Below are 24367 nucleotides of genomic sequence, written 5' to 3'. Positions count from 1 at the left end.
GGCGTGACGTCCTGCGCGAGGGCAGATGCCTCGACGAGGACTCAGTGGGAGTATCGGCAGGCCACGGTCGGCAAACGAGTAGCGCGCCGGTCGTGCTGACCGGGCGCCACTCGCGCGGCCGTCAGGACGCGGTCTTTCGCTTGACGACGGTGACGGTCAGCGACGCCGGATATTTGGTGCTGTGGTGGACCTTGTTGTGGGCCACGACACCGGTTGTCTCGTCGTAGTTCTTGCCGCCGGTGTTCATGTTCCGGTCGAAGCGGGGGAAGTTCGACCCCGAGACCTCGATGCGCAGGCGGTGTCCGGGTTCGAAGTAGTTCGACGTCGTGAGCGGGCCGACCTTCACCTTGTAGACCTTCTCCTTCTCCATCCACACCACCTTGTCGTAGCCCTCCCGGTAGCGCGCCCGCTGGATCGATTCATCCAGATTGTAGGCCCGACCGTCCGGGTAGACATCGATCAGCTTCACCGTGAAGTCGGTGTCCTTGACGTCGGTGGAGACGTAGAGTGTGAGCTCGACCGGGCCGCTGACCTCCATTCCTTCCTTCATCGGTTCGCTGGTGTAGACGAGGATGTCGTCGCGTTCCTCCATCTTCTGCTGGTCCAGTGCGCCGCCGATCACCGCGTTCCCCGTGCAGCACACGTTGCCGCCGTACGACGGGACCGGGTTCATCGGGTCGTATGAGAAGGCGTCGGGTGTGTCGACCTTGGGCGGCTTCGTGGTGAGGACGCCGTCGCCCTTGGCCGAGTTGGCCTTGCCCCCGCTGGCGAGGAAATACGTCAGCGTTTCGGCACCCTTGGGCGGCCAGCTCTCGGCGGACTGCCACTTGTTCATTCCCATCGTGTAGTAGCGCACCTTGGGGAGGGTGTCGAGCAGGCGGCTCTGTTCGCCCTTGAGGAAGATGTCGAACCAGCCGAAGGTGAGCGCGTCGTAGTCCAGGCGTGCATCGCCCACGCTGCGTTCGCCGACGATCGTGTTTTCCGTTGCCCGCTTGTAGGCGCAGTGGAGCGTGGGGGCGATGACGGCGTACTGCTGGTTGGCGATCTCGGGGCGTGCGGTCTTTCGCACGTGGTTGTATGTCGCGAGGTTGGGCCCCACCGACACGTCGTACCAGGACATGAACCAGAGTCCGGGGACGTTGATGGTCATGTTGTCGTGGAACAGGCCGCCGCGGTACCACGCCGAGTCGTTAGGCGCGCGCTTCACCATCGCGCCGCCCGTGGCAATGCCCGGCATCGAGTCGGCAAAGATCCCGCGCGGGCCGTCGACCGCCTTGAGGATGTCCATCTCCGGGAGGTGGCGCAGCGCGCGGGCCCAGTCCACCGGCGGCAGCTGCTGCCCGAGATCGAACGACTTGGAGAAGCGAATGCGCTCCTCCTGTGTCAGGTTGGCCGGGAGCATGGGGCGCACCTGGTTCTGTTCGCCGTACAGCCAGGCGATGAAGAGCATCTGCACCGCGCCGCCGCGATACCAGTTGCCCTGCTCGTAGTACGGCCCCACACGTCCCACCCCCGCCCCGAATCCCTGCGGGATGATCGTGCCCAGCCCGGGCGGCGCCTGCGCGGCGACGGCCATCTGCCACTCGGCCGTCGACGAGCACCCGATCAATCCGACCTTGCCATTGGCCCACGACTGCGTCGAGATCCACTGGATCGCGTCGTAGCCATCGGTCGTTGGCGGTCCAAGGATGTCGTAGTTCCCCTCGGAGAAGAAGTGGCCGCGCTCGTTCATCACCACGTAGGCGTAGCCGCGCTTCACCGCCTCCAGCTGTTGCGACATGTCGGCGGGGGCGCCCAGGCGCACGTCCCACCAGTTGAAGTTGTACGGCGTGCGGACAAAGATCGCCGGGACCTTCTGGCTCGCCTGCCGTGGGCGATAGATGTCGGCCTGCATCCGCAGCCCGTCGCGCATGACCACCATGACCTTCCGGTCGACGATGGCGATGCGCTGCAGTTCGGACTCGAGCGAGTCGCGGCGCGCGCGCAGTTGCACGGTGTTGCCCATCTGCGGCGGTTGGGCACCGGCCACGGCCGCTGCAACGAGCGGGAGGGCGGTGAGGAGCCGGAGGGCGGCGAGGAGCCGGAGGAAGGAGCGCATACGGAACCCTTGCATGGAGTGGGGCGGCGGCATGTGCCACTGCCGCCGCGGGTGCCGACAACGCTGGATGGACTTCGCGTGCCGGCAAGAAGGGAAACGCCCACCGGCGGCGTAAAGTTGAGACGGGACGCCTTCCAGGCTCCCCTCCGGGACACCCTACGGGATCGTCGCGCGACGCAATGCCTCGATCTCGGCCAGCATCCCGGCGACCTGCGCCTCGGTCACGATTCGCCCCTTCTCGCGGGTGGCGAGCGTGGCGTTGCCGAACGTCCCCGAGCGCGACCAGACCTTCTGCTCGCGAACCGCGCGCACCGAGTCACGGGTCAGCCCGCCGCTTCCCGGATGGTAGTCGTCCAGCGCTCTCCTCATGTCGACCACCTCGGGATGCATGTACAGCATCATCGACGTCTCGATCTCGTCGGCGTGCGTCCCGCCGCGCTGTTGGCGCACGCGTTCCTCCGCCTCGCGCCCCACGTTCAAGATGTCGGTGTAGCGCACCACGAGGCCATCGGCGACGAGTGTGTCGCGCGCCGGTGCAAGGGCGCGCAGCGTCGAGACGCCGGTGTTGAGGATGTAGAAGCGGCGCGGCCCGTGCCGGGCGATCGTGCGCACGATGTCGATCACCACGTCGCGCGCCGTCTCCAGCTGCAACGTGGTCGACCCGGGATACTCGACGAACGACGGATAGAAGTGGTAGTTGATCGTGGGATAGAGCACGACCGGTGTCTTCGACGCGACGCGCTGCGCGAAGTACTCCGCCAGCAACCAATCGTTGTTCAGCGGCAGGTGCGGCCCATGCTCCTTGGCCTCGGCACCGATCGGGATCACCACCACGGTCGAGCTGTCGAGGCGAGCGATCGCCTCCGTCCACGGGAGTTCGGCGATGCGCACACTCCCGGCGGCGGCCAGGGCGCGTTGCTCCGCGGCGCTGTGTGCACTGATGCTGGCGCGTCGCGGCACTCCTTGCGCCCGCGCCTCAGGTGACGCAACTGCGGTCGCGACGAGCAACGTGGAGGCGCTCGAGACGAGCCGCCACAGACGGGGAGAACGGGCGACAACGGTGCGCCATGACCAGCGTGACATGCAACGTCCAGGAGTGAGGGTGAGGGAAGTTGCGGCGCACGATTGCCGGCCGCGAGGGCGCCGGGCATCTTCGTCGCGTTCCCGACGTACGGCGTTGCCCGCGTGCGCGCTCCCGCCCGACCAACCCGCTGCCTGCGCTCGATGCATCGTCGACGTGCCTCGCTCATCGCCTGCGCCGCGGGTCTTCTCGCACTCGGTGGGTGTGCGCCGCGCGACGCGAGCTATCGGAACGCATCGCTCTCGCCGGACGTGCGCGCCGCCGATCTCCTCGCGCGCATGACGTCGGAGGAGAAGTTCTGGCAGCTCTTCGCCATCCCCGACGACACCACGCTCGACCTGGCGGTGCTGCAACACGGCGTGTACGGCCTGCAGGTGCGGCCGGGGCCAGGTGGCGGTGCGCGCGAGGTCGCCGAGCGCATCAATGCCCTGCAGCGCTACTTCGTCACGCGCACGCGCCTCGGCATCCCGATGATTCCATGGGAGGAGGGGCTGCACGGGTTGGCGCAGGGTGGGGCGACGGTCTTTCCCCAGGCCATCGCCCTCGCCGCCACGTGGGATTCAGCGCTCGTGGCGCGCGTGGCCGCTGCCACCGCGCGCGAGGCGCGCGAGCGCGGCATCCGTCAGCTGCTATCGCCGGTGCTCAACGTGGCCACCGACGTTCGCTGGGGACGCACCGAGGAGACGTTCGGCGAGGACCCGCAGCTCGCCTCGCAGCTGGGGGTGGCCTTCGTGCACGCCGTCGAGCAAGCCGGCGTCGTCACCACGCCCAAGCACTTCGTCGCCAATGTGGGCGAGGGCGGGCGTGACAGCTACCCGATCGACCTCGATGGACAGTGGCTCGACGCGCTGCACTTTCCCCCCTTTCGCTCGGCGATTGCGGCTGGCGGCGCACGCTCGGTCATGGCGTCGTACAACTCCGTCAACGGCGCCCCGGCGTCGGCGAGCCGCTTCCTGCTCACGGAGACGTTGCGCACGAACTGGGGCTTCACCGGTGTCGTGATGTCCGACGCCGGCGGGGTGGGAGGGGCCAACGTCCTCCACATGACCGCGGGCGACTACCCGGCGTCGGCGCAGCGCGCGCTCGAGGTCGGGCTGGACGTCATCCTGCAGACGTCGGCCAGCCACGCCGCGCTCTTCCGCCCCGCCTTCGAGCCCGGCCGCATCCCACGCGACGTCATCGATCGCGCCGTCCTGCGCGTCCTCCGTCTCAAGTTCGAGCTTGGCCTCTTCGAACAGCCGTATGTGCGCTTCGACAGCGCATCCGACAGCGCGATGCGCGCCGAGCATCGAGCGCTGGCCGCCGAGGCCGCGCGCGCCTCGTTCGTCCTGCTGCATAACGACGGTCAGGCGCTCCCCCTGCGCTCACCGCGACGCATCGCCCTCATCGGCGTGGATGCCGACGAGGCCCGGCTGGGTGGCTATGCGGGGCCGGGAGAACGCGTGGTGTCGATTCGCGCCGGACTCGAGTCGCGGCTCCGCGGGCGCGGCGAGGTGCGCTATGCCCCGGGGCCGGGACGCGGGAGCCCCGCACTCGTCCCCGTCCCGGCATCAGCGTTAGGCGGCGGGCTGCGGGGCACCTACTTCCCCAACATCACCCTTGCCGGTGCGCCATCGCTCACGCGCACCGATGCCACCATCGACTTCACCTGGCCATTCGGCGGCCCCGATAGCACCCTCGCCTACGGTTGGTACTCCGCGCGCTGGGAAGGGACGCTCACCCCCCCGGCCTCCGGACCCCTCACGCTCGCCGTGGAGGGAAACGACGGCGTTCGCCTCTACGTCGACGGCCGCCTGGTCATCGACCGCTGGCACAAGCGGAGCTACTCCACCGCGAGCATCACCGTCCCCGTCACCGTTGGGCGGGACATCGCCATCCGCCTCGAGTACTTCGAGAGCACGGGCGCCGGGCGCATCCGCCTGTTGTGGGACCATGCGACGGCGCGAGACTGGCGCGGCGACATTGCGCGTGCGGCAGCGCTGGCGCGGGAAAGCGACGTGGCCGTGGTGGTCGCCGGCATCGAGGAGGGGGAGTTTCGTGACCGCGCATCGTTGCGCCTGCCGGGGCACCAGGAGGCGCTCATCGACGCCGTCATCGCCACTGGGCGCCCGGTCGTCGTCGTCCTGATCGCCGGCAGCGCGGTGATCACCGAGTCCTGGCGCGACCGGGTCGGGGCACTCGTGCAGGCGTGGTACCCGGGTGAGGCTGGCGGCGAGGCGCTGGCCGCACTCCTGCTCGGCGACTCGCCGCCGTCGGGGCATCTCCCGATCACCGTTCCGCGCGCCGAGGGGCAGCTCCCGCTCTCGTACTTTCACCGCCCCACCGGGCGTGGCGATGATTATCTCGACCTCACCGGTCGCCCCGCCTTCGCTTTTGGCCACGGCCTTGGCTACAGCGCGATTGCCTACGACTCGATGATCGTGGCGCCGACGTCGCCGCGAGCGGGGCAGGCGGTGGTTGCTCGCATCTTCCTGCGCAACACGGGTGAGCGCCCGGCGCACGAGGTGGTGCAGCTCTACCTGCGCGACGAGGTGGCAAGCGTGGCGCGTCCGGTCTTGGCGCTGGCCGGGAGCGCGCGCGTCTCGCTCGCCGCTGGTGCGTCGCGCACCGCCGACGTCGTGCTCCCCGCCGAGCGGTTCGCCCTGATCAACGCGGCGCTGGCGCGCGTGGTGGAGCCGGGGCGCTTCATCCTGCTGGCGGGCCCCTCCTCGGCCGATGCGCGCCTGCGCGCCGTCATCGACGTGCGCGCGCCCTGACAGCGAACAGCGCCGTCACGCGTCGCGTGCGCCAGGGCGTCCGACGCGGCGCGGCCGGGTCAGCGCGGCATGATTCCCAGCCGCTCGCGCACGAACGATTCCACCACGTTCACGGCGCCGTCGATCCCCAGCAACCCCGTGTTGACGCACAGGTGGTAGTTGGCGGGGTCACGCCACTCGCGTTGCCAGTTGCGCCGCACATAGGCCTCGCGATTGCGATTGGTGTCCTCGATCAGCTTCGCCGCGTCGGCCGGCGTCACGCGCTCGCGCTCCACGACTCGCGACACGCAGGCGTCGTGCGGCGCGACGCAGAGGAAGTGCACCGCATCGACGCGGTTGGCCAGCCATGCCTGCGCGCCGCGCCCCACCAGCACCACCGGTCCGCGCGCCACGGCCTCGTCGATCACCCGGTGCGTCACTTCGAGTATCCGCTCCTCCGTGGGGGGGAGCGGGGCGCCCAGCGGCGCCGACAGCATCTCCTGCGAACTGTAGGCGAAGGCGTCGGCAATGCGCTCGGCCAGCGACGGGCGTCGCTCCTCGATGGCCTGCACGTGCGCCGGCGTCGTGTGCAGCCCGATGGCGACGCGTTCCACGAAGGCGTTGTCGAGCAGCGCCCATTGCAGCCGGCGGGACAGCTCCGCGGCCACCAGGCTGCCGCCCGAGCCAAACGTCCGGGAGACGGTGACGACGGGCATGTCCTACTCCGACCGCCGCGGTCGCGGCGGGAGGACGCGGCGCCGCACCACTTCGGCGGGGGCGTAGCCGAGGGCGTCCCACGCCTGGTTCCCCTCGACGTTCTCCAGCGCGCAGTGCAATCGCACTTCGGTGAGTCCCTGGTCGCGGCACCAGGCCTCGGCGCCCTCGAGCAGGCGCCGCAGCACGCCGGCGCGCCGGTGCGCGGGGCGCACGTAGGCTGAGGTGAGGAAGCCATAACGCAACGGGTGGACGAGGCGGGTGCCGCGCGAGCTGGTGGCGCGCAGGATCCCGATGGCGTCGGCTCCGTGCAGCGCCAGCAGCGTCACCTCGCCGGTCGCCGACAGCTGCAACGCCGTGAGGTCGGCCACGCGCGACGGCAGGTCACGACGCGCGCGGGCAAACAGCGGATTGCGCGCTTCCTCGCGCAGCAAGGCCAGCCGCAGCGACACCACCGCATCGAGGTCGGCGGGAGTGGCCGCGCGGATCACGACGCGCGACGGCCGCCGGGCGGCGACGCCGGCACGAGCGGGGCGGCGCGTCGTCGGCATGCGATCGTCAGGCCGACAGGCCGCCGCCGAGGTCCTGCTGGCCGCCGCGCCCCCGGCGCTCCTGCGGAGAGCGCACGTACTGTCCCGTGTCCGAGCGCGACACCTTTCGGCGCGCCACCAGCGACTCCAGCACGAGTTCGCACGCCGCCGACGTCGTCGCGTCGTCCGTCGGCATGGCCAGCCCCACGCGATGCACCAGCGCCACCAGCCCGGGCACGACCGCGAAGGCACGGGCCAGCACGGATGCCTCCACGTCGTCCGTCACCTGCAACGCCGCACCGTCCTCGAACCAGAGGATGATGTCGTCGAGGTTGACGCCCCCCGCCCGGTCGCGGAAGACGCCGTCGGCCGCACGCCGGATCAGTTCCCGCGCGATGTGCGCCGAGCCGACCAGCTCGCCCTCGTACTCCAACTCGATCTTGCCGGTGATGGCGGGAAGCGCTGCGTACAGGTCCGAGAGGCGCGGCACGATCTCCGGCGTCCCGTGCCGCAGGGCGCGACGCTCCGCGTTCGACACCACGCTCTCCAGCACCGAGATCGGCATGCGCTGCGAGACGCCCGAACGACGGTCGATGCGCTTGTCGGTGCGCGCCTCGAACGCGATCCGCTCGATCACCTCCGACACGAAGTCGGGAATCCGCACCGGAAGCGTCCCGCGATTGGTCCACGCCTCCTGCGCCGTGATCTGCATCCCCAGCTCCACCGTTTCGGGATAGTGCGTGAGCACCTCGCTCCCGATGCGGTCCTTGAGCGGCGTGATGATCTTGCCGCGCGCCGTGTAGTCCTCGGGATTCGCGGTGAAGCAGAGCAGCACGTCGAGGGCGAGGCGGACCGGATATCCCTTGATCTGGACGTCGCCCTCCTGCATGATGTTGAACAACCCTACCTGCACCTTGCCGGCGAGGTCGGGGAGTTCATTCAGGGCGAAGATCCCGCGGTTCGCGCGCGGCAGCATCCCGTAGTGGATCGTCAGCTCGTCGGACAGGATGTGTCCCCCGCGCGCCGCCTTGATCGGGTCCACGTCGCCGATGATGTCGGCGATCGTCACGTCCGGCGTGGCCAGCTTCTCCACGTAGCGGTGACTGCGCTCCACCCACGCGATCGGCGTCTCGTCGCCCATCTCCTCCTGTCGCTGGCGCGCGAACTTCGAGATTGGCGCATACGGGTTGTCGTTGATCTCGCTCCCCGCCACCGTCGGTATCACCTCGTCCAGCAGCGTGACCAGCGCGCGCAGGATTCGCGACTTGGCCTGCCCGCGAAGCCCCAGCAGGATGAAGTTGTGCCGCGCCAGGATCGCGTTCACGATCTGCGGCATCACGGTGTCCTCGTAACCGATCACGCCGTCGAACAGCGCCCCACCGTCGCGCAACTTCGCCATCAGGTTCTCGCGAAGCTCATCCTTCACGGAACGCAAGACGCGTCGACGGTCGCCAAGCGGGTGCGCCTTGAGGGCGCCGAGTGTCGAGGGGAGGGACGCGGACGGCACGTGATCTCCGGGAATCGAAGGGTCGAAGCTACAACGCCGCACGCCGTCAAGTCGTTCGGCCGGCCGGTGCACCGCACCCGGTGCCGTCAGTCGGCGGCGCTTACCTCGACCAGGTTGTCGTAGAACACGGGGCCGTGCCCGAGGTCGGTCTCGCGCTGCGACGTCGTCGCATTCGCATTCTGCCCGTCCGGCGACAGCTTCCCCCACCACACCGACGGCGTCCACGCCACCCCCTCGCGCACCCCGGGCTCCACGCGAAGGCGCGCCACGAAATGACCGCGATCGTTATGCACCACCACCCGCGATCCCGCCACGAGCCCGCGCCGTTCCGCATCCACCGGGTGCAACATGCACTCCGGCTCCGCCCCCTTCCGCAGCGACTCGATGTTCACGAAGGTCGAGTTGAGGAAGAAGTGACGCGGCGAGGAGATCAGCGAGAGGGGATAGCGCGCCGCGAGTTCGGGCGCCGTCTCGGGCAGCTCGTATGGCGCGATGTACGTCGGGAGCGGATCGAACCCCATCGCTTCCAGTCGCGCTGAACGGAACTCGCACTTCCCGCTCGGCGTCGGGAAGCCGCCGTTGACGTAGGGCGCGTATGGCGACGGGACGTTGAGCCGCACCCACCCCTTCTCCAGCAGCTGCTCGAACGTCACGCCCCGCATCCGCTCGTGCGTCGACTCCAGCGCGAGGCGCACGAGCTGCTGGTCGTCGTCGGCGAACAGCGCGGGGTCGAGCCCCATGCGCCGCCCCAGCAGCCGGAAGATCTCCGTGTTGGGCTTCGCCTCGCCTAACGGCGCAATCGACGGGCGGTTGAGCCCGGCGTACAGGTGACCGTACGCCGTGTGGACGTCCCAGTGCTCCAGCTGCGTCGTGGCCGGCAGCAGGTAGTCCGCCCAGTCGGCCGTGTTGGTCTGGAAATGCTCGAGCACCACGGTGAACAGGTCTTCGCGCGCCAGTCCGCGCAGCACCGTGTTCCGTTCCGGCGCCACATCGGCCGGGTTCGAGTTGTAGACCACGAGCGCCTTCACCGGCGGCCCACCCACACCAGCGTCCGGGCGCGTGAGCGCATCCCCCAGGCGGATCATGTTGATCGTCCGCACATCGGGGTTGAGGTCGGGGCGCTCCAGCGCGGCGGTATTCATCCGGAAGGTGGCGCTGGTCGACAGCTGCACGCCGCCGCCGGAGCGCCGCCAGTGGCCGGTGATGGCCGGGAGGCAGGCGATGGTGCGCACGGCCATGCCGCCGCCGGCGTGGCGCTGCAATCCGTAGTTGATCCGGACGAACGCCGAACGCGCCCTGCCATACCGTCGCGCCAGCGAACGGATCGTGTCGGCGTCCAGCCCCGTGATCGGCGCCGCGCGTTCCGGGCTCCATTCCTTTGCCCGCTCGCGCAGTTCGTCCGCTCCCAGCGTGTAGCGCGCGAGGTAGTCGTCGTCCTGCATCCCCTCGTCGAACAGCACGTGCATCATGGCCAGGGCGAGCGCCGCGTCGGTCCCCGGGCGGATCCCCAGCCATTCGTCGCATTGCTCAGCCGTGCGCGTCCTGACCGGGTCGATGGCAATCACCCGGGCCCCGCCTTCGCGCGCCCGGAGGACAAAGGGCCAGAGGTGCGGGTTGGAGGTGAGGGTGTTCGTCCCCCACAGCAGCACCAGGTCGCAGCCGGGGACCCCCTCGCTATCAGCCCCGATGCTGGCGCCAATCGTCATCATCATCCCGACCTTCCCCGCCGTGGCGCAGATGGTCCGGTCCAGGCGCGACGCGCCTAACGCGTGAAAGAATCGCCGGTCGACGCTCGAACCCTGGAGCAGCCCCATCGTTCCGGCGTACGAGTAGGGGAGGATCGACTGCGGCCCGTCGCTCGACTGGGCGATCGCGGTGAGCCGTTGCGCGATGTCGTCGATGGCCTCATCCCACGAAACCGGGACGAACCGCCCCTCTCCTTTCTTCCCCACGCGGCGCAGCGGCGTCGTGAGGCGATCGCGATGGTACGTCCGCTCGAGGTACCGGTTCACCTTGGCGCAGAGGAATCCCGCGGTGACCGGGTGCTCGGGGTCGCCCTGCACGCGCACCGCCCGCCCGTCGCGCACCGTGACGAGCATGGCGCACGTGTCGGGGCAGTCGTGCGGGCAGACTCCGCGAACGACAGTTTCGGGGGCCGTGCTCGTATCGGCGCTGATCACGGGAGTGGCGAGGGTGCGAGAGTGAGGGGGGCGCGCCCGGTCAAGCAGTCTAGCGAACGCACCCGAACCGCCAAGGGCGCGGGCGTCGATTTTTCGTTCCGCTCATCCTGAGCACGACGGCCGTGCCGCGCTCCCAGCCGGTTGACCCACGCGCCGCCCAACGCACAATGGGCAGCATCCCCGAAAAACGGTCGAGGGACCGGGCCGGGTTGGCGCGTCTGTGACATGCACAACAGACCGGGCATGCAGGGTTGAAGGGGAAACACGTTGCCACGTCGACACTTGGATCGTCCGTTGCTCTTGACTCCAGCATCATGGGACGTAAATTCACTGCGCTGTTGGGAGGCGGGCGGAAATCCGGGAGGTTTTTCCATCCTTTGGCTGCTTCTAGGCGCACGACGCAGCCGAAACCCTGCCAACTGCTCTGAGTCGAGAGCGCGGCGTGCTGCGGCCGGATTGGCCAAAGACGCACTGGTCTTGTAGTCCGGCTGTACAACTTTCTTTCTTCCCCGTCCCCTGGAGATCCTGCAATGAAGCGTTTCGCTCTCGCCGCCGCCGTGCTGTTCGTCGCCGCCTGCGGCGCCAAGGAAGAGGCCACCCCGGCCGCTGATAGCGCTGCCGCCCCGGCCATGGCGCCGGCCCCGGCTCCCGCTACCGACAGCGCCGCCACGGTCGACACCGCCAAGCACGACTCGGCCGCCGCTGACACGACGAAGCACTAAGCTTCGCCGAACGGCAACCACGAGCGGGCGCGACCATCTGGTCGCGCCCGCTCGCGCATTCTCCCCTCCCACTTCCCGCGCACGTACCCGCTATCCCTCGGGAAAGGGGAGCGACACCACGCGCGCTCGAATCGTCGCGCTCCCGTACGACACGTCCACTTCGCGTCCCGGCTCCACCTCGCGCCGCAGCATCGCGATGGCGACGCCCCCCAGGCGCGGCGACACCAGCGCGCTTCGCACATCGCCAACCGCCTTTCCTGACGAGTCGCGCACCTCGGCGCCGCGCGACGGCACCTGCGACTCATCGTAACGAAGGCCGCGCAACTGGCGATTGACGTGCCCGCGGAAGTGCACGCGTGCCACCGTCTCCTGGCCCGTGTAGCACCCCTTGGTGAACGAGATCGCGTGCAACGCCTCCATGTTGGCTTCCTGCGCCAGCGTCGTTTCGTCCATCTCGATCCCCCACTCCGGGCGCCCCGCCTCGATGCGGGCCACTTCCACCGCATGGAGCCCTGCCGGGCGCGCGCCGTGGGCAATGAGCGATGCCCACAGCGCGTCGCGCCGCTCGCGCGCGACGAGAAGCGAGAACCCCTCGAGCCCCAGATCGGGAACTCTCGCCAGCTGCAACGTGAGCCCGGACGCGTCGACCGCGCGATGGGAAAAGAGCGGCATGCGATGGAGCTCCTCCCACGACAGCCCCAGCGCCGCCGCCGCCACGGCATGCGCACGCGTCCCGAACACGCCGATCTCCGCCGTCTGCGCCGTGACGTCCGCGTAGCGGGCCAGCCGTGGATTGACGTACTTGCGGATCATCGCCCACCACCCGGCAGCCGCACGCGGCGGCACGTCGACCAGCACGTCGTCGGCGCGCGCCAGGACGCGAACGTCCGCCAGGATCTTCCCCTTGGGGGTCAGCGCCACGGCGTAGCACCCCTCACCCGCGGTGAGGGCAAGGACATCGTTGGTGATGAGTCCCGTCAGCACCTCGCGCGCCTTGGCGCCGGCAAAGGTCCCGCGCGACCGATACGACCGGTCCACGACGATCGCACCACCGGCGAGCCGGGTGTGCGATAGTGGCGCCACCTCGTGCCGCAGCGCGGCGTACTCGGCGGCCCAGTCGCCGAAGTCGGCCGGAGTGTCGATCGGTGCATGCATCGGCGTGGGGAGTTGCTTCGCGCTGTCGATCGTTTGTTCCGTGGCGTGCAACGGCGCGTCGTGCGAACCGGGTGCGCGGCCACCTGGCGGCGAGTCGTGACTCATGCGAACCGTTCTCCCTCGTGCGCCACCAGCTGCTCGACCTGGCGCACGTCGAGCCCGGCGATGGCGGGAATGAGCGCATCCGCTTCCAGGGCGATGTGCGCCGGGATGCGTCCCACCCCAATGCAGCGGAGTCCCGCGGCGCTCGCCGAGCGTATGCCGCTCTGTGAGTCCTCGAGCGCCACGACGATTCCGTCGGCATGCATTGGGCGCCTGTGCTCCAGGCGCCGCAGCGCCGCCTGGTACGGGGCGGGGGATGGCTTGGGAGGATATACGTCTTCCGCCCCGATGACCACCGCGACGTGCGACTCGATCCGCGCCAGCGTGAGCGCGAACTCGATGTCGCGCCGGTTGGCCCGGCTCACGATGCCAACTCGCGCTTGCGCCGCGAGGCGCTCCACGACCTCACGCGCCCCCTCGGCCAGCGTGAGGCCCTTGCCGAGGTGCGCGCTGAAGGCGCGATCGACGCGCAGCGCCAGCAACTCGATCCCCGTCTCGTCGTATTCGACCCGCAGGAGATCCAGCGCCTGCTGCACGGCGTCTGCAGTGGGGAGTCCCGCGCAATGAACGTGATAGTCGTCGGGCTGGAGCGAGATCGAGTCCTCGAGCAGGACAGAGAGCATAGCGTGTCGTCGCGCCTCTGCCGTATCGGCGAGGACGCCATCGAACTCCATGAGGATCGTATCGATGACGCGGCGTGACATCGGCGTCATCCCTCAGCCGCCGCGCTCGCCGTATGATGCGTCGAGCAGGTCCACCGGGTGCACCGCGCGCGCCGTGCGTCCGCTCCGCGAGAGGCCAGCGCCGATCTGCATCAGGCACCCGGGATTCCCGGTGGCCACGAAGGCGGCGCCACTCTCCTCGATGCGGGCAAGCTTGGGGGCGAGCACGGCATCGGACACCTCGGGTTCCACGAGGTTGTAGATCCCGGCGCTTCCGCAGCACTGGTCGGCGTCGACGAGCGGCACCAGCTGCAACTCGGGGATGGCAGCCAGCACGGCCAGCGGCGGCGCGGTCACGCGCTGCGCGTGCACCAGGTGGCAGGGGGCATCGTACGTGACGCGCAGCGGGAGCGGACCACCAGGGCGCGGCCCGGCCGCGGCGAGCAGCTCGCTCACGTCGCGCACCCGCGACGCCAATCGCTCGGCTCGGTCACGCCAGTCGGCGTCGTCGTGCAGCAGGTGCCCGTACTCCTTCATCATCGCCCCGCACCCCGACGCGTTGACCGCCACCAGGTCGGCACCGGTGCCCTCGAAGGCGGCGATGTTGCGCCTGGCGAGTGCGCGCGCCGCCTCCACGTCGCCGGCATGGGCGTGCAGCGCGCCACAGCACCCTTCGCCCGGTGCGGCAACGACGCGGTAGTCATTCACCAGCAGCACGCGCTCGGTGGCGCGGTTCGTGTGCCCGAACAGCCCCTCCATGACGCATCCGTGCAGCACCGCGATGCTCCCGCGCGACCCGTCGCCCGCGGCCACGTACTCGCGTGGGCGCAGCACGGGCTCGCTGGCCTGCAGCATCGCGAACGGGAAGCCGAGCCTCCCCTGGAGCTTTGCCAGCAGCCGCGACGCGCCTAACGCCCTCGTCAGGCGCCCCATGGCCAGCGCCGGGCGCAATACCCAGCCGCGCGCGAAGACGCCAAGGATGACGCGCGCGACCCATGGCAGCGGCCGGCGCGCGGCCATCGTGGCGCGCGTCGCCTCCAGGAGCTGCCCGTAGGGAACACCACTCGGGCACGCGCTCTCGCACCCCCGGCAGCCGAGGCATCGGTCGATGTGCGTGCGCACCGCGGCGTCGTCCAGCGCGAGGTCGCCTTCCACGAGGGCGCGCATGAGGACGATGCGTCCGCGCGGCGAGTCGTTCTCGTCGTTCAGCGCGAGATAGGTCGGGCACGACTGCAGGCAGAAGCCGCAGTGAACGCAGGTGTCGAGTCCCGGCATCGCGCGCGCGAGCGGCGTCCCGGGGATGGCGCATGGGCGGGCGGTGGGAAGCGTGCTGGTCATGTGTGCAGGGACCACGGGTGCGCCGGCGCCGACGCCGCAACGGGGTGACCGAGCACGCCCGGGTTGAGCAGCTGCAACGGATCGAAGGCGCGCCGGATCGTCGCCGACAGGCGGTCGCTCGCCGGGACGGGGAGCGCACGCCATGCCTCGAGTGGGAGGCGTTCGCCGATCACCTGCCAGCGATCGGCGAGCGTCGCCAGCCGCAACGCGAGCGCGGCGCCCTCGCGCGCCGGCACGACCAGTCGCACGACTCCACGCTCGATCGATCCCTGGCGCCAGGCGCCGTCGAGGTCCAGCGCCCGCGCCGTGGTCTCGTGCCAGAGCGCGGCCAGGCGTGCGGGGCGTTGCGACAGGCGAACCGTCCAGGCGTCGGCCGGGAGGGCCGTCGCCAGTGCGCGCCAGCACGCGTTCCCCACCTCGCGCACCGCGCCCAGAGCGGCCAGGACGCGACGTTGCGCGGCGAGAGCGGCGGCGTTTCCCGCCAGCCGCACGACGATGGCGTCCGCGTCGCCGACTCCGGTGGCGCGCGCCAGCGGCGCGTCGACGAGCTCCATCGCCAGCGGCGTGAGCGGGGCGGTGCGCAGCGCACGGAGGAATGGCGCCAGGGCCTCGGGGCGGGGGGGAAGGTCGAGCGCCAAGCTGCATTCCGACGTTGGCCTCGCGCGCAGGCGAACGCTCGCCTCGGTGATGACGCCCAGCGTCCCCCATGCACCAATCGTCAGGCGCACCAGGTCGAAGCCAGCGACGTTCTTCACCACGCGCCCCCCACCGCGCACCACCATCCCGCGACCGTCGACGAACTCGACGCCGATGGTCAGGTCGCGCGGGAGCCCGTTGGACGCCGCCAGCGTCCCCCACGAGGCGGTGGCGAGCGTCGCCCCCAGCGTCGCGCCAGGGGCGGCGTACGGGTCCAGGGGGAGCCACAGTCCGTGTGGCCTCGTGGCCTCCTCGATCTCGGCGAGCGTCGTTCCGGCCCGTGCCGTGAGCGTGAGGTCGCCCGGGACGTACTCCACGATCCCCGTGACGGCGCGCACGTCGAGGCGGCGCACCGGGCGGTCACCGCCATCGATGGGGCGCGCGGCGTCGAGCCAACTCCCGCCAGCCACAATGCGCAGCGCGGCGCCGTCCGCCTCGGCGGCGCGCACCGCGTCGACCACATCGGCCGTGCTGCGCGGGATGGCGACGATCTCGCTCATCGCAGCACCGGCGCCTGCATCCACTCGCGACACGAGCGGATCGGGACGACCTTTCCCGGGTTGGCGCGCCGAGCCGGGTCGAAGGCGTCGCGCAGCCGGCACATCGCGTCGAGCGACGCCTCGGAGAAGATGAGCGGCATGTAGTCCAGCTTGTCGATGCCGATCCCGTGCTCCCCCGTCACGCTCCCACCCGCCTCCACGCAGGTGCGCATGATTGCCGTCATCGCGCGGTGCACGCGCGCGCTCTCCTCCGGATCGTTGGCGTTGTACGGAATGTTGGGGTGCAGGTTGCCGTCGCCGGCGTGGAAGACATTGCAGACGGTGAGTCCTTCCCGCTCGCCGATCAGTGCAATGGCGCGCAGGACGTCGGGAAGGCGCGTGCGCGGGATGACGGCGTCCTGCACCACCAGGTGCGACGAGACGCGCCCCATGGCGCCAAACGCCTTCTTGCGTCCCTGCCACAGGCGCGTGCGCTCCCCCTCGTCGCGCGCTACGCGCACCGACCGCGCCCCGCTCCCCAGACAAATCGTTCGCAGCCGGTCGGCGTCCTCGTCGATCCCGTCGGCCAGGCCGTCGAGTTCGAGCAGGAGCACCGCGGCCGCGTCCACCGGGTACCCGGCGGCGTAGATCGACGCTTCCACCGCCAGGATCGTCGCCTGGTCCATCATCTCCAGCGCCGCGGGTACGATCCCGGCGGCGATGATGGACGATGTGGCGCGCGCGGCTGCATCGAGGCTCGTGAAGTCGGCCAGCAGCGTCCGCACCGCCTGCGGGTTGGGCGACAGCCGCACCGTGACGTCCAGCGCGACGCCAAAGCACCCCTCGCTTCCCACGAACGTCCCCAGCAGGTCGTAGCCCTCGTCCTCTCCGTCGGCGTTCCCTAACGAGACGATGTCGCCGTCGGGAAGGATGACCGTGAGCGCGACGACGTGGTTGAGCGTGACACCATACTTGAGGCAGTGCGGCCCACCGGCGTTCTCCGCCACGTTGCCGCCAATCGTGCACGCCGCCTGGCTCGAGGGATCGGGCGCATAGTGCAGCCCGTGCGGCGCGACCGCCCTCGTCAGGTGCACGTTCACCACGCCGGGTTCCACCACGGCCAGCCGGTTCTCCGCGTCGACCGACAAGACGCGCGTCAGGCGGTTGAGCCCCAGCAGGACGCTCCCGTCGGCGAGGGCGCCGCCGGAGAGGCCGGTCCCCGCGCCGCGCGGCACGAATGGGACGCGCTCACGGGCCAGGAGCCGCACCACCGCAACCAACTCCTCCCGCGTGCGGGGAAAGACCGCGAGCGCTGGTTCGCGGCGATAGCCGGGAAGGCCGTCGGAGGCGTACACCAGCAGCTCGCTCGGTCGGTGAAGGACCTGCCGCTCTCCGACGATGGCCGACAGCGACCGTGCCAGCGCGTCGCGATTCATGGGAGCGTTCCGTGGCCGTTGTGCCTGGCCCGCGTGTGGACGAGCGCACGCTGCTCCACCGAGTCGACGATCGGTGTCAACACACGATCGAGCTGTCGAAGACGCTCGAAAGGCGACGTCGTGGCCAGCAACTGCTGCTTGGTCTCGAGATCGAGGTCGATGTACTGCCCGATGGCGAACGACAAGGCCGCCGGCGAGGGGGGGAGTTCGGGGAGGGGCGTGCTGTCGTCCTGAATGGCGCGCGCTGAGCGCCCCACGCGCGTGAACAGCGATCGCAGGCGGTCGGCGAGCGGGAACATCTCATCCTCGGCTTCGTCCATGTCGTCGAGCGGCGAGACGAGGGCCACGTGATAAGGGGCGGGGTCGTCCACGAAGTGCTCGAGCGTGAAGCGAGACCGCCCCGACACCGTGATATTCGATCGCCCGTCCGGCAGCGCCTGCGACGTGTCGACGTGCGCTACACATCCCGCTGTCCCCGCGGGGATCTCCCGCTCCGCCACTTCAGCCGTGCGACAGACGAGGCCGAACGTGCGGTTCCCATCGAGGCAGTCGCCGAGCAGCTGACGGTACCTGGGCTCGAAGATGTGCAGCGGCTGTATCTCGCCCGGCAGGAGGACGAGCGGCAACGGAAAGATCGGAAGGCGCGCGGGAGCCGGCATGTCCGATCATGTTACCACGGCGGACACCCGCTCGGGAATCAGTGTCCCGTGTCGGCCACGACCCGATCGACGATTTCGCGAAGTGCCGCCAGCTCGAACGGTTTTTGGAGGACGACGCAGTCGGTGCTGCGAACGAAGGAGGCCGCCTCCTCGCTGACAAGGTCGCCGGTCGAGAAGATGAGGCGCCGCACGACGTCGGGATTCCGCACCTTGAGTTGGTCATACAGCTCGATGCCGCTCACCCCGGGCATGCGAAGGTCGGAGACGACAACGTCGAACCGTCTGGGCGATCCACGGCCCTCGCCCTCGAGGAGATCGAGGGCCGTCTCGCCGTCGCAGGCCTCTTCCACCGCCCAGCCCAGGCGCGTGAAGAACCGGCGGAGCGCGATACGAATGGTGACCTCGTCATCGACGATGAGGACGCGTCGCGCGCCGTTTGATGCAGCTGCCTGTGTGTCCATGCAGTTCCCGGGCATCCTTGCCAGTGGAGCGCCGCGTACAGCCGCAGCGCTCCGTGGGGGCACAGTCTATCCACATTCACTTTGGGGTCAGAGTCATCGAGAATCTGGTTCGATGACTCTGACCCCAATTTAGCGTGCGGGAGGGCTCGACCTACGCGGCGGACCAGAATCCGGCGAGCGCGCGGCCGTCTGGAGACTCTCGCAACTTCTCGAACGCCCGTTCACGGATCTGCCGAATGCGCTCACGGGTCACTCCCATCAGCGCGCCAATCCGTTCGAGCGTCATGGCCTCCGACCCTTCCTCCAGCCCGTAGTACAGGTAGAGGATCTTGCGCTCGCGTGGCGTGAGGTACTTGCGGAAGACGCGCTCGATGAACTCGCGCATCAGCTTGTAGTCGGTAACCTCCTCGATCTCCGCGCCGTCGACGCCGGCGAAGCGCTCGCCCAACGTGGACGCCTCGCGGTCGGAACGATCGATGGGAGCATCGAGCGAGACCTCGGTCGCCGACATCTGGCGCGCGGAGCGGACGTTCTCGGGCGTTTCGCCAATGAGGCGGGCGACTTCGTCGTCGGTGGGGTCGCGCCGGAGCACCTGACCGAGGATCGTCTCGGCGCGCGACAGACGAATGAGCTGCGAATTCTGGTTGAGCGGGATGCGGACGGAGCGCGTCTGCTCGGCGAGTGCCTTGAGGACCGCCTGACGAACCCACCACACGGCGTACGAGATGAACTTGACGCCCTGGTCCGGGTCGAACTTCCGCACCGCCTTCAGGAGCCCCTCGTTGCCGATCGCGACCAGTTCGCTGAGGTCGAGGCCGTGTCCCTGGTACTTCTTCACGTAGGAAATCACGAACCGGAGATTGGCCGTGACGAGCCGCTCGGCGGCGCGTTCATCGCCCTTCTGCGCGAGTCGGGCGAGGCGCCGTTCCTCCGCCGGGTCCGTGATCAGCGGGAGCTTCTGTATGTCCTGGAGATACTGATCAAACGCGGTGGAAGGTGAGGAACGGACGAAAGACTTGGTTCCCTTGGGCCGGCTCTCCGTCACTTGCTGCATACACGCCCCTAACCGTCTATGTGGCGAATCGAGCGACACCACTGGTCGGCTGACCAGCTGAACGGGCGGCCACGATAAGAAAGGGTTTCGCAACCGTCAACAGCCAATTTTGGTGCCAGAAAGCCCCTACGAACGCGTCAGTCGGTATCTGACAGCAGGGCAACGGTTTGCAAGATTGTATGCAAAAAATCCGGAGAGAAACATTCGTCTTCGAACGGGTACGTCGCTGCGCGCGAAACCGAAAAGACGCCGGGGGCCAGACAGCGTGCAACCGCTAGCGCTGCTCCGGCGGCCGTGTTCGCGACGCCAACCAGAGTATCACGCTGATGGCGAAAACGGTCGCGATGAGCACCACCGCCATCGGGACGTCCAGCAGCCACGACCCGAAGGCCAGCAGCAAGATGAAGGCGATCATTCCCAGGAGTCCCGCGCCTCGTGCCGTCATGCGCCCTGTCCGTGATGTATGTCGAGGAGATCGATCGGCGCGCTTCGCGCCGGCCGCTTCGGTTCAGCGCAATACGCCGAGGATGGTCGCGTCGTCTACGGCGGTCCCGGAGCGCCCATCGCCCCGCGACATCTCCCCGATGGCCGAGGGGAGCGCGAAGACGATGCGTCCCTGTCGCGCCTTCTTGTCTACGCGCATCAGGTCGAGAAGTGTCATCGCACTGTGCTGCGCCGGGCGAACGGTGGGGAGCCCCACCGCCTGCATCGCGGCGCGTATCCTTGCCGCGGTCCCCGGCCCGGCGATCCCGAGGTTCTCGGCGAGCTCGCCCTCCAGCACCATCCCGATGGCGATCGCTTCGCCGTGCAGGAGAGAGAAGTCGCTCGCGGCCTCGATGGCGTGGCCAATCGTATGCCCGAAGTTGAGGATCTGGCGCAGGGCGCCCTCGCGCTCGTCCTCGCGCACCACGGCCGCCTTGATCTCGATGCTGCGGGCGATGAGTGCGGCGAGATGGTCGCCCTGCCAGTCCACGGTGTCCCCGTCCACGAGCGCCGCGCCTAACGATACCGCCAGGTCGAGGTAGGCGAGATCGGCGATGATCCCGTGCTTGAGCACCTCGGCCAGCCCGGCGCGGCGATGCGCGCGGTCGAGCGTCTTAAGCACGGTGGGGTCGACGAGGACGGCGCGGGGGTGGTGAAACGCCCCCACGAGGTTCTTGCCGGCGGGGGTGTCGACCCCGACCTTCCCGCCCACCGACGCGTCGACCATGGCCAGGAGCGAGGTCGGCAGCTGCACGAACGGGATGCCGCGCATGAACGTCGCCGCGACGAAGCCCGCCAGGTCACCGACGACCCCGCCGCCTAACGCGACAAGGGTGGTATCGCGTCCGCAGCGCTCGCCGAGCATCCAGTCGGTGAGCGCGCTCCACGAGTCGCGCGTCTTGTGCGACTCGCCGGGGGCGATGGCGCGGGAGATGGTGCGGCTGCCGGGAAGGGCCTGGCGCAGCGAGTCGACGACCGCTGCGAGGTGCAACGCCCCCACCTGCGTGTCGGTGATGACGGCGACCGTGGGCGCCGCGGCGACCGCGGCGACGTGGCGCCCCACCTCGTGCAGGATCCCGGCGCGGACGCGGACCTGGCAGCCGACGATGTCGACGATGCGCTCCGTCGGGGGGCGGGATCCCTGACGGGCGTCATCGGCGCCCCGCATCCTTACCACGTCACCTCACCGGCACCGGCCCGCTTGTTGGCCACGCGCGCCAGCATGAAGAGAAGGTCCGAGAGGCGATTGAGGTAAATCACCACGAGATCTGGGAGGTCGTTGTCGCGCTGCAGCGCCACCACCCGGCGCTCGGCGCGACGGCACACCGTCCTCGCCACGTGCAACGCCGCGGACTTGGGTGTCCCCCCGGGGAGGATGAAGGCCTTGAGCGGTTCCAGCTCCCGCTCGCAGTCGTCGATGGCGCGCTCCAGTTCCCCGATGCGCTCGTCGTCGATGCGCGCCTTCTGCAGCTGCTCGCGCATCTTGTCGCGGTCCGGCGTGGCCAGCAGCGCGCCGATCGAGAAGAGGTCGCGCTGGATGGGGACGAGCACCTCGTCGATGCGCGGCATCATCTCGGCGGCTCGCGCCATTCCCAGGCAGGCATTGAGCTCGTCGACGTCGCCGTAGGCTTCCACCCGGGGGTGGTCCTTGTCCACGCGGCCGCCGCCAAAGAGGGCGGTTTGTCCGTCGTCGCCGGTCTTGGTGTAGATCTTGAGAGTCATGACATCAATCTAGAGGACGAGCGGTGGAGAAGCCTGCCCCGCGCAGGCACCGGACGCGGAGGCGCCGGGGCTTTCGCCGGGGGTTACATTCGGCGGCATGACAACCACTCACGACCTCGTCGACATCACGATCATCGGCGGCGGCCCGGCCGGGCTGTTCGCCCGCTTCTACGCCGGCATGCGCGGTGCCAGCGCGCAGATCATCGATGCGCTCCCGCAGCTGGGCGGTCAGCTCACGGCGCTCTATCCCGAGAAGTACATCTTCGATGTCGCGGGGTATCCCAAGATCCTGGCCAAGGACCTGGTGCACGCCCTCGTGGAGCAGTCGAGGCAATTCGGCGGGGGGGAGCACCTCAACCAGGAAGTGATCGGGCTCGAGGAGTGCGACGGGCACTTCGTGCTGAAGACGTCGACGGGCGACTACCCCACGCGTTCCATCGTGATTGCGGCGGGGATCGGGGCGTTCTCGCCGCGGCGGCTGCCGCAGCCGTCGGCGGCGCCGTGGTACGGCAAGGGGATCCAGGATGTAGTGCTCGACCCGGAGTCGATGCGGGGAAAGCGGGTCGTCATCATTGGCGGTGGCGATTCGGCCTTCGATTGGGCTCATCAGCTCACCGGCCGGGCGACGCACGTGACGCTCGCCCACCGATCGGACCGCTTCCGCGCCCACGACGCCACGGTCGTCGAGGTGCGCAAGGCGGCGGAGGAGGGTCGGGTCGAGATTCTCACCTTCCACGAGTTGCACGATGTGGTTGGTGGCGCCGACGCGCTGACGGCGATCGTCCTGCGTGACACCAAGACCAAGGTGACGCGCGAAGTCCCCTGCGACGTGGTCCTGCCGATGCTTGGCTACGTCAGCGACCTGGGCGAGCTGACCAAGTGGGGGCTCACCTTCGAGAAGGATGAGATCGTCGTCAACTCACAGATGGAGACGGGGCGCCCCGGGATCTATGCCGCGGGAGATGTGACGACGTATCCCGGAAAGCTGAAGCTGATTGCGGCTGGATTCGGCGAGGCGGCGACGGCGGTGAATCAGGCGGTTCACTGGATCTACCCCGAGAAGAAGGTCGCACCGGGGCACTCGTCCAACATGGCGATCTTCGGTCAGTCGCCCGAGTGAGAGGCATGCGGGCCTTCGTCGTCCCGGCGCATGGCCGCGTCGGCGGAGAATCCGTCGGGGTACCGGAGTCGCAGCTTGGCGAGGTTGTTGTGCGCCACGTCACCTAACGAAAGCCCGAGGGCGCCGGCGGCGGCCGCGAGGCACCACAGCGCATCGCCTAACTCGCTGGTGAGGGCGTCGCGATCGAGGGGGCGCTGCTGGAACTGGTGCTTGCGCACGGCGCCCAGGAGTTCGCCGGCCTCTTCGGCCAGCCCGGCGACGGCGTCGAGGAGGCGCGCATCCCGGTCGAGCGCGGGGTTGAGCGTGCGGCTGGCGTGCGCCTGGTAGGCGTCGAGGTCCACGAGCGGGAGCGTGGTGGTGAGGGAAGGAGGTGGCGCGCGTGTCACACGCGAGGCGTCGGCGCGCGATATTGCGGCGGTGCCGCGATTGACAGGCCGGGTGAAGGCACGAGAACTTACGACCGCCGAACGCGACCCGTCAAACACGAGGCAAGTGCAAATCTCTCTGTGAGTTACCTGCTGCTGGCCGACGACAACGAAGATATGCGCCTGATGCTGCGCGAGCTGTTTCGCGCCTCGGGGCATGAGGTGTCGATGGCGGCCGATGGCGTGGAGGCGCTGGCGTCGATCGCGGCGCGTGAGCCGGACCTCGTGATCCTCGATCATTCGATGCCGAACATGAGCGGGCTCGAGGTATGCCGACGCCTCAAGCAGAACCCGTTCACCGCGCGCGTTCCGGTGATGATGTTGACGGCGCAGAGCGGCGTGGAAAGCAAGGTCGAGGGTTTTGCCGCCGGCGCCGACGATTACATCGCCAAGCCATTCGATCCGCGCGAGCTGCGGGCGCGGGTGCAGGCCATGCTCCGGCTGGTGCAGCGCGAGGGGGACCGCAACCCTACCAGCGGATTGCCGGGCGGGCGCGCCATCGAGTCGGAGATCCTGGGGCGCGTGGAGTCGGGGGAGGTCTTCGCGGTCTGCTATCTCGACCTCGACAACTTCAAGCCGTTCGCCGACACCTTCGGCTTCGCCATCGCCGACGAGGTGATTCGTGGGCTGGGGGCGGCGATCCGCGATTCGTCGACGGCGGTGCCGGGCGATCCCGCGATCGATTTCGTGGGGCACATCGGCGGCGACGACTTCATCGCCATCACGTCGCCGGAGCGGGCCGGGCAGTTGATGGACGAGTGCGCAGCACGATGCCGGCAGGTGATCGAGACCGCGGTGGGGCCGCAGGCGGCGGCGCTGGGGTGCTACACGGGCGTCGACCGTGAGGGGCGCGTGCGCGAGTTCCCGCTGGCTGGGGTTTCCGCGGCGGTGCTGATCGTGACGCCATCGACATGGGTCAATCTCGCGCACCTCGGGATGCGCGCCGCCGAGGTCAAGCGGCGCGCCAAGATGAAGGGGACCGGCGCCGTCCTCGTCGAGTCGGTCTGA

General features: G+C 69.3%; 22 protein-coding genes. 4 read left to right on the top strand and 18 right to left on the bottom strand.

The features are described from left to right. Positions 1-121 precede the first annotated feature (121 nt). Both IT359_18140 and IT359_18135 read right to left on the bottom strand, forming a co-directional pair. Positions 122-2005, bottom strand: a complete 1884-nt coding sequence (locus tag IT359_18140) for a CocE/NonD family hydrolase (protein MCC6930917.1) — start codon at positions 2003-2005, stop codon at positions 122-124. Positions 2006-2254: 249 nt separating this feature from the next. Continuing rightward, on the bottom strand, positions 2255-3181 hold the full coding sequence (locus IT359_18135; protein ID MCC6930916.1) for a creatininase family protein: 927 nt from the start codon (positions 3179-3181) through the stop codon (positions 2255-2257). 141 nt (positions 3182-3322) lie between these two features. Here IT359_18135 and IT359_18130 point away from each other — a divergent pair, with 141 nt between their 5' ends. Then, on the top strand, positions 3323-5935 hold the full coding sequence (locus IT359_18130) for a glycoside hydrolase family 3 C-terminal domain-containing protein (protein ID MCC6930915.1): 2613 nt from the start codon (positions 3323-3325) through the stop codon (positions 5933-5935). A 59-nt stretch (positions 5936-5994) separates the two neighbouring features. On the opposite strand, the gene IT359_18125 is transcribed toward IT359_18130, so the two are convergent. From IT359_18125 to IT359_18110, 4 genes are all read right to left on the bottom strand, one after another. Further along, positions 5995-6630 carry a cytidylate kinase-like family protein gene (locus tag IT359_18125; protein MCC6930914.1) on the bottom strand — a complete coding sequence of 212 codons (636 nt, stop codon included), beginning with the start codon at positions 6628-6630 and terminating at the stop codon, positions 5995-5997. Between the two features lie 3 nt (positions 6631-6633). Next, the gene (locus IT359_18120; protein MCC6930913.1) at positions 6634-7179 is read right to left on the bottom strand and encodes a GNAT family N-acetyltransferase; all 546 of its coding nucleotides are present in this window, start codon (positions 7177-7179) and stop codon (positions 6634-6636) included. Between the two features lie 7 nt (positions 7180-7186). Next, positions 7187-8665, bottom strand: a complete 1479-nt coding sequence (locus tag IT359_18115) for a magnesium chelatase (protein MCC6930912.1) — start codon at positions 8663-8665, stop codon at positions 7187-7189. 86 nt (positions 8666-8751) lie between these two features. Beyond that, entirely contained in the window at positions 8752-10845 is a 2094-nt protein-coding gene (locus IT359_18110) for a molybdopterin oxidoreductase family protein (protein ID MCC6930911.1), read from the bottom strand. A 530-nt stretch (positions 10846-11375) separates the two neighbouring features. Here IT359_18110 and IT359_18105 point away from each other — a divergent pair. After that, on the top strand, positions 11376-11567 hold the full coding sequence (locus IT359_18105; GenBank protein ID MCC6930910.1) for a hypothetical protein: 192 nt from the start codon (positions 11376-11378) through the stop codon (positions 11565-11567). Positions 11568-11657: 90 nt separating this feature from the next. Here the strand turns inward: IT359_18105 and IT359_18100 are convergent, their stop codons facing one another. The 11 genes from IT359_18100 to IT359_18050 all read right to left on the bottom strand — a co-directional run bounded on the left by IT359_18100 (position 11658) and on the right by IT359_18050 (position 21814). After that, a complete protein-coding gene (locus IT359_18100) occupies positions 11658-12827 on the bottom strand; it encodes a folate-binding protein YgfZ (protein ID MCC6930909.1) in 1170 nt (389 codons plus the stop codon). Next, entirely contained in the window at positions 12824-13528 is a 705-nt protein-coding gene (locus IT359_18095) for an HAD hydrolase-like protein (GenBank protein ID MCC6930908.1), read from the bottom strand. Before IT359_18095 ends, IT359_18100 begins: the two co-directional genes overlap by 4 nt. Positions 13529-13540: 12 nt before the next feature. Then, on the bottom strand, positions 13541-14824 hold the full coding sequence (locus IT359_18090; GenBank protein ID MCC6930907.1) for a 4Fe-4S dicluster domain-containing protein: 1284 nt from the start codon (positions 14822-14824) through the stop codon (positions 13541-13543). Continuing rightward, entirely contained in the window at positions 14821-16020 is a 1200-nt protein-coding gene (locus tag IT359_18085) for an FAD-binding oxidoreductase (GenBank protein ID MCC6930906.1), read from the bottom strand. The genes IT359_18090 and IT359_18085 overlap by 4 nt, the downstream gene beginning before the upstream one ends. Beyond that, a complete protein-coding gene (locus IT359_18080) occupies positions 16017-17435 on the bottom strand; it encodes an FAD-binding protein (GenBank protein ID MCC6930905.1) in 1419 nt (472 codons plus the stop codon). The genes IT359_18085 and IT359_18080 overlap by 4 nt, the downstream gene beginning before the upstream one ends. After that, positions 17432-18094: an LON peptidase substrate-binding domain-containing protein gene (locus tag IT359_18075; protein ID MCC6930904.1), complete on the bottom strand. Its 663-nt coding sequence runs from the start codon at positions 18092-18094 to the stop codon at positions 17432-17434. Before IT359_18075 ends, IT359_18080 begins: the two co-directional genes overlap by 4 nt. Positions 18095-18132: 38 nt before the next feature. Continuing rightward, the gene (locus IT359_18070) at positions 18133-18555 is read right to left on the bottom strand and encodes a response regulator (GenBank protein ID MCC6930903.1); all 423 of its coding nucleotides are present in this window, start codon (positions 18553-18555) and stop codon (positions 18133-18135) included. 151 nt (positions 18556-18706) lie between these two features. Beyond that, complete coding sequence (locus tag IT359_18065) at positions 18707-19609, bottom strand: RNA polymerase sigma factor RpoD/SigA (protein MCC6930902.1); 903 nt, start codon at positions 19607-19609, stop codon at positions 18707-18709. A 274-nt stretch (positions 19610-19883) separates the two neighbouring features. Then, a complete protein-coding gene (locus tag IT359_18060) occupies positions 19884-20054 on the bottom strand; it encodes a hypothetical protein (protein ID MCC6930901.1) in 171 nt (56 codons plus the stop codon). A gap of 63 nt (positions 20055-20117) precedes the next feature. Beyond that, the gene (gene aroB, locus IT359_18055; protein MCC6930900.1) at positions 20118-21260 is read right to left on the bottom strand and encodes a 3-dehydroquinate synthase; all 1143 of its coding nucleotides are present in this window, start codon (positions 21258-21260) and stop codon (positions 20118-20120) included. Positions 21261-21262: 2 nt separating this feature from the next. After that, positions 21263-21814 (bottom strand): cob(I)yrinic acid a,c-diamide adenosyltransferase, encoded by a 552-nt coding sequence (locus IT359_18050; GenBank protein MCC6930899.1) that lies wholly within the window; start codon positions 21812-21814, stop codon positions 21263-21265. A gap of 97 nt (positions 21815-21911) precedes the next feature. Here IT359_18050 and IT359_18045 point away from each other — a divergent pair, with 97 nt between their 5' ends. After that, entirely contained in the window at positions 21912-22934 is a 1023-nt protein-coding gene (locus tag IT359_18045) for an NAD(P)/FAD-dependent oxidoreductase (protein MCC6930898.1), read from the top strand. Here IT359_18045 and IT359_18040 read toward each other — a convergent pair. After that, the gene (locus IT359_18040) at positions 22919-23275 is read right to left on the bottom strand and encodes a nucleotide pyrophosphohydrolase (protein ID MCC6930897.1); all 357 of its coding nucleotides are present in this window, start codon (positions 23273-23275) and stop codon (positions 22919-22921) included. The genes IT359_18045 and IT359_18040 overlap by 16 nt on opposite strands. Positions 23276-23440: 165 nt before the next feature. On the opposite strand from IT359_18040, the gene IT359_18035 reads away from it, so the two are divergent. Beyond that, complete coding sequence (locus IT359_18035) at positions 23441-24367, top strand: response regulator (GenBank protein MCC6930896.1); 927 nt, start codon at positions 23441-23443, stop codon at positions 24365-24367.

It is taken from the genome of Gemmatimonadaceae bacterium (assembly GCA_020852815.1).
Taxonomy (GTDB): domain Bacteria; phylum Gemmatimonadota; class Gemmatimonadetes; order Gemmatimonadales; family Gemmatimonadaceae; genus SCN-70-22.
This window is presented reverse-complemented; position numbering and strand designations above follow the sequence as displayed.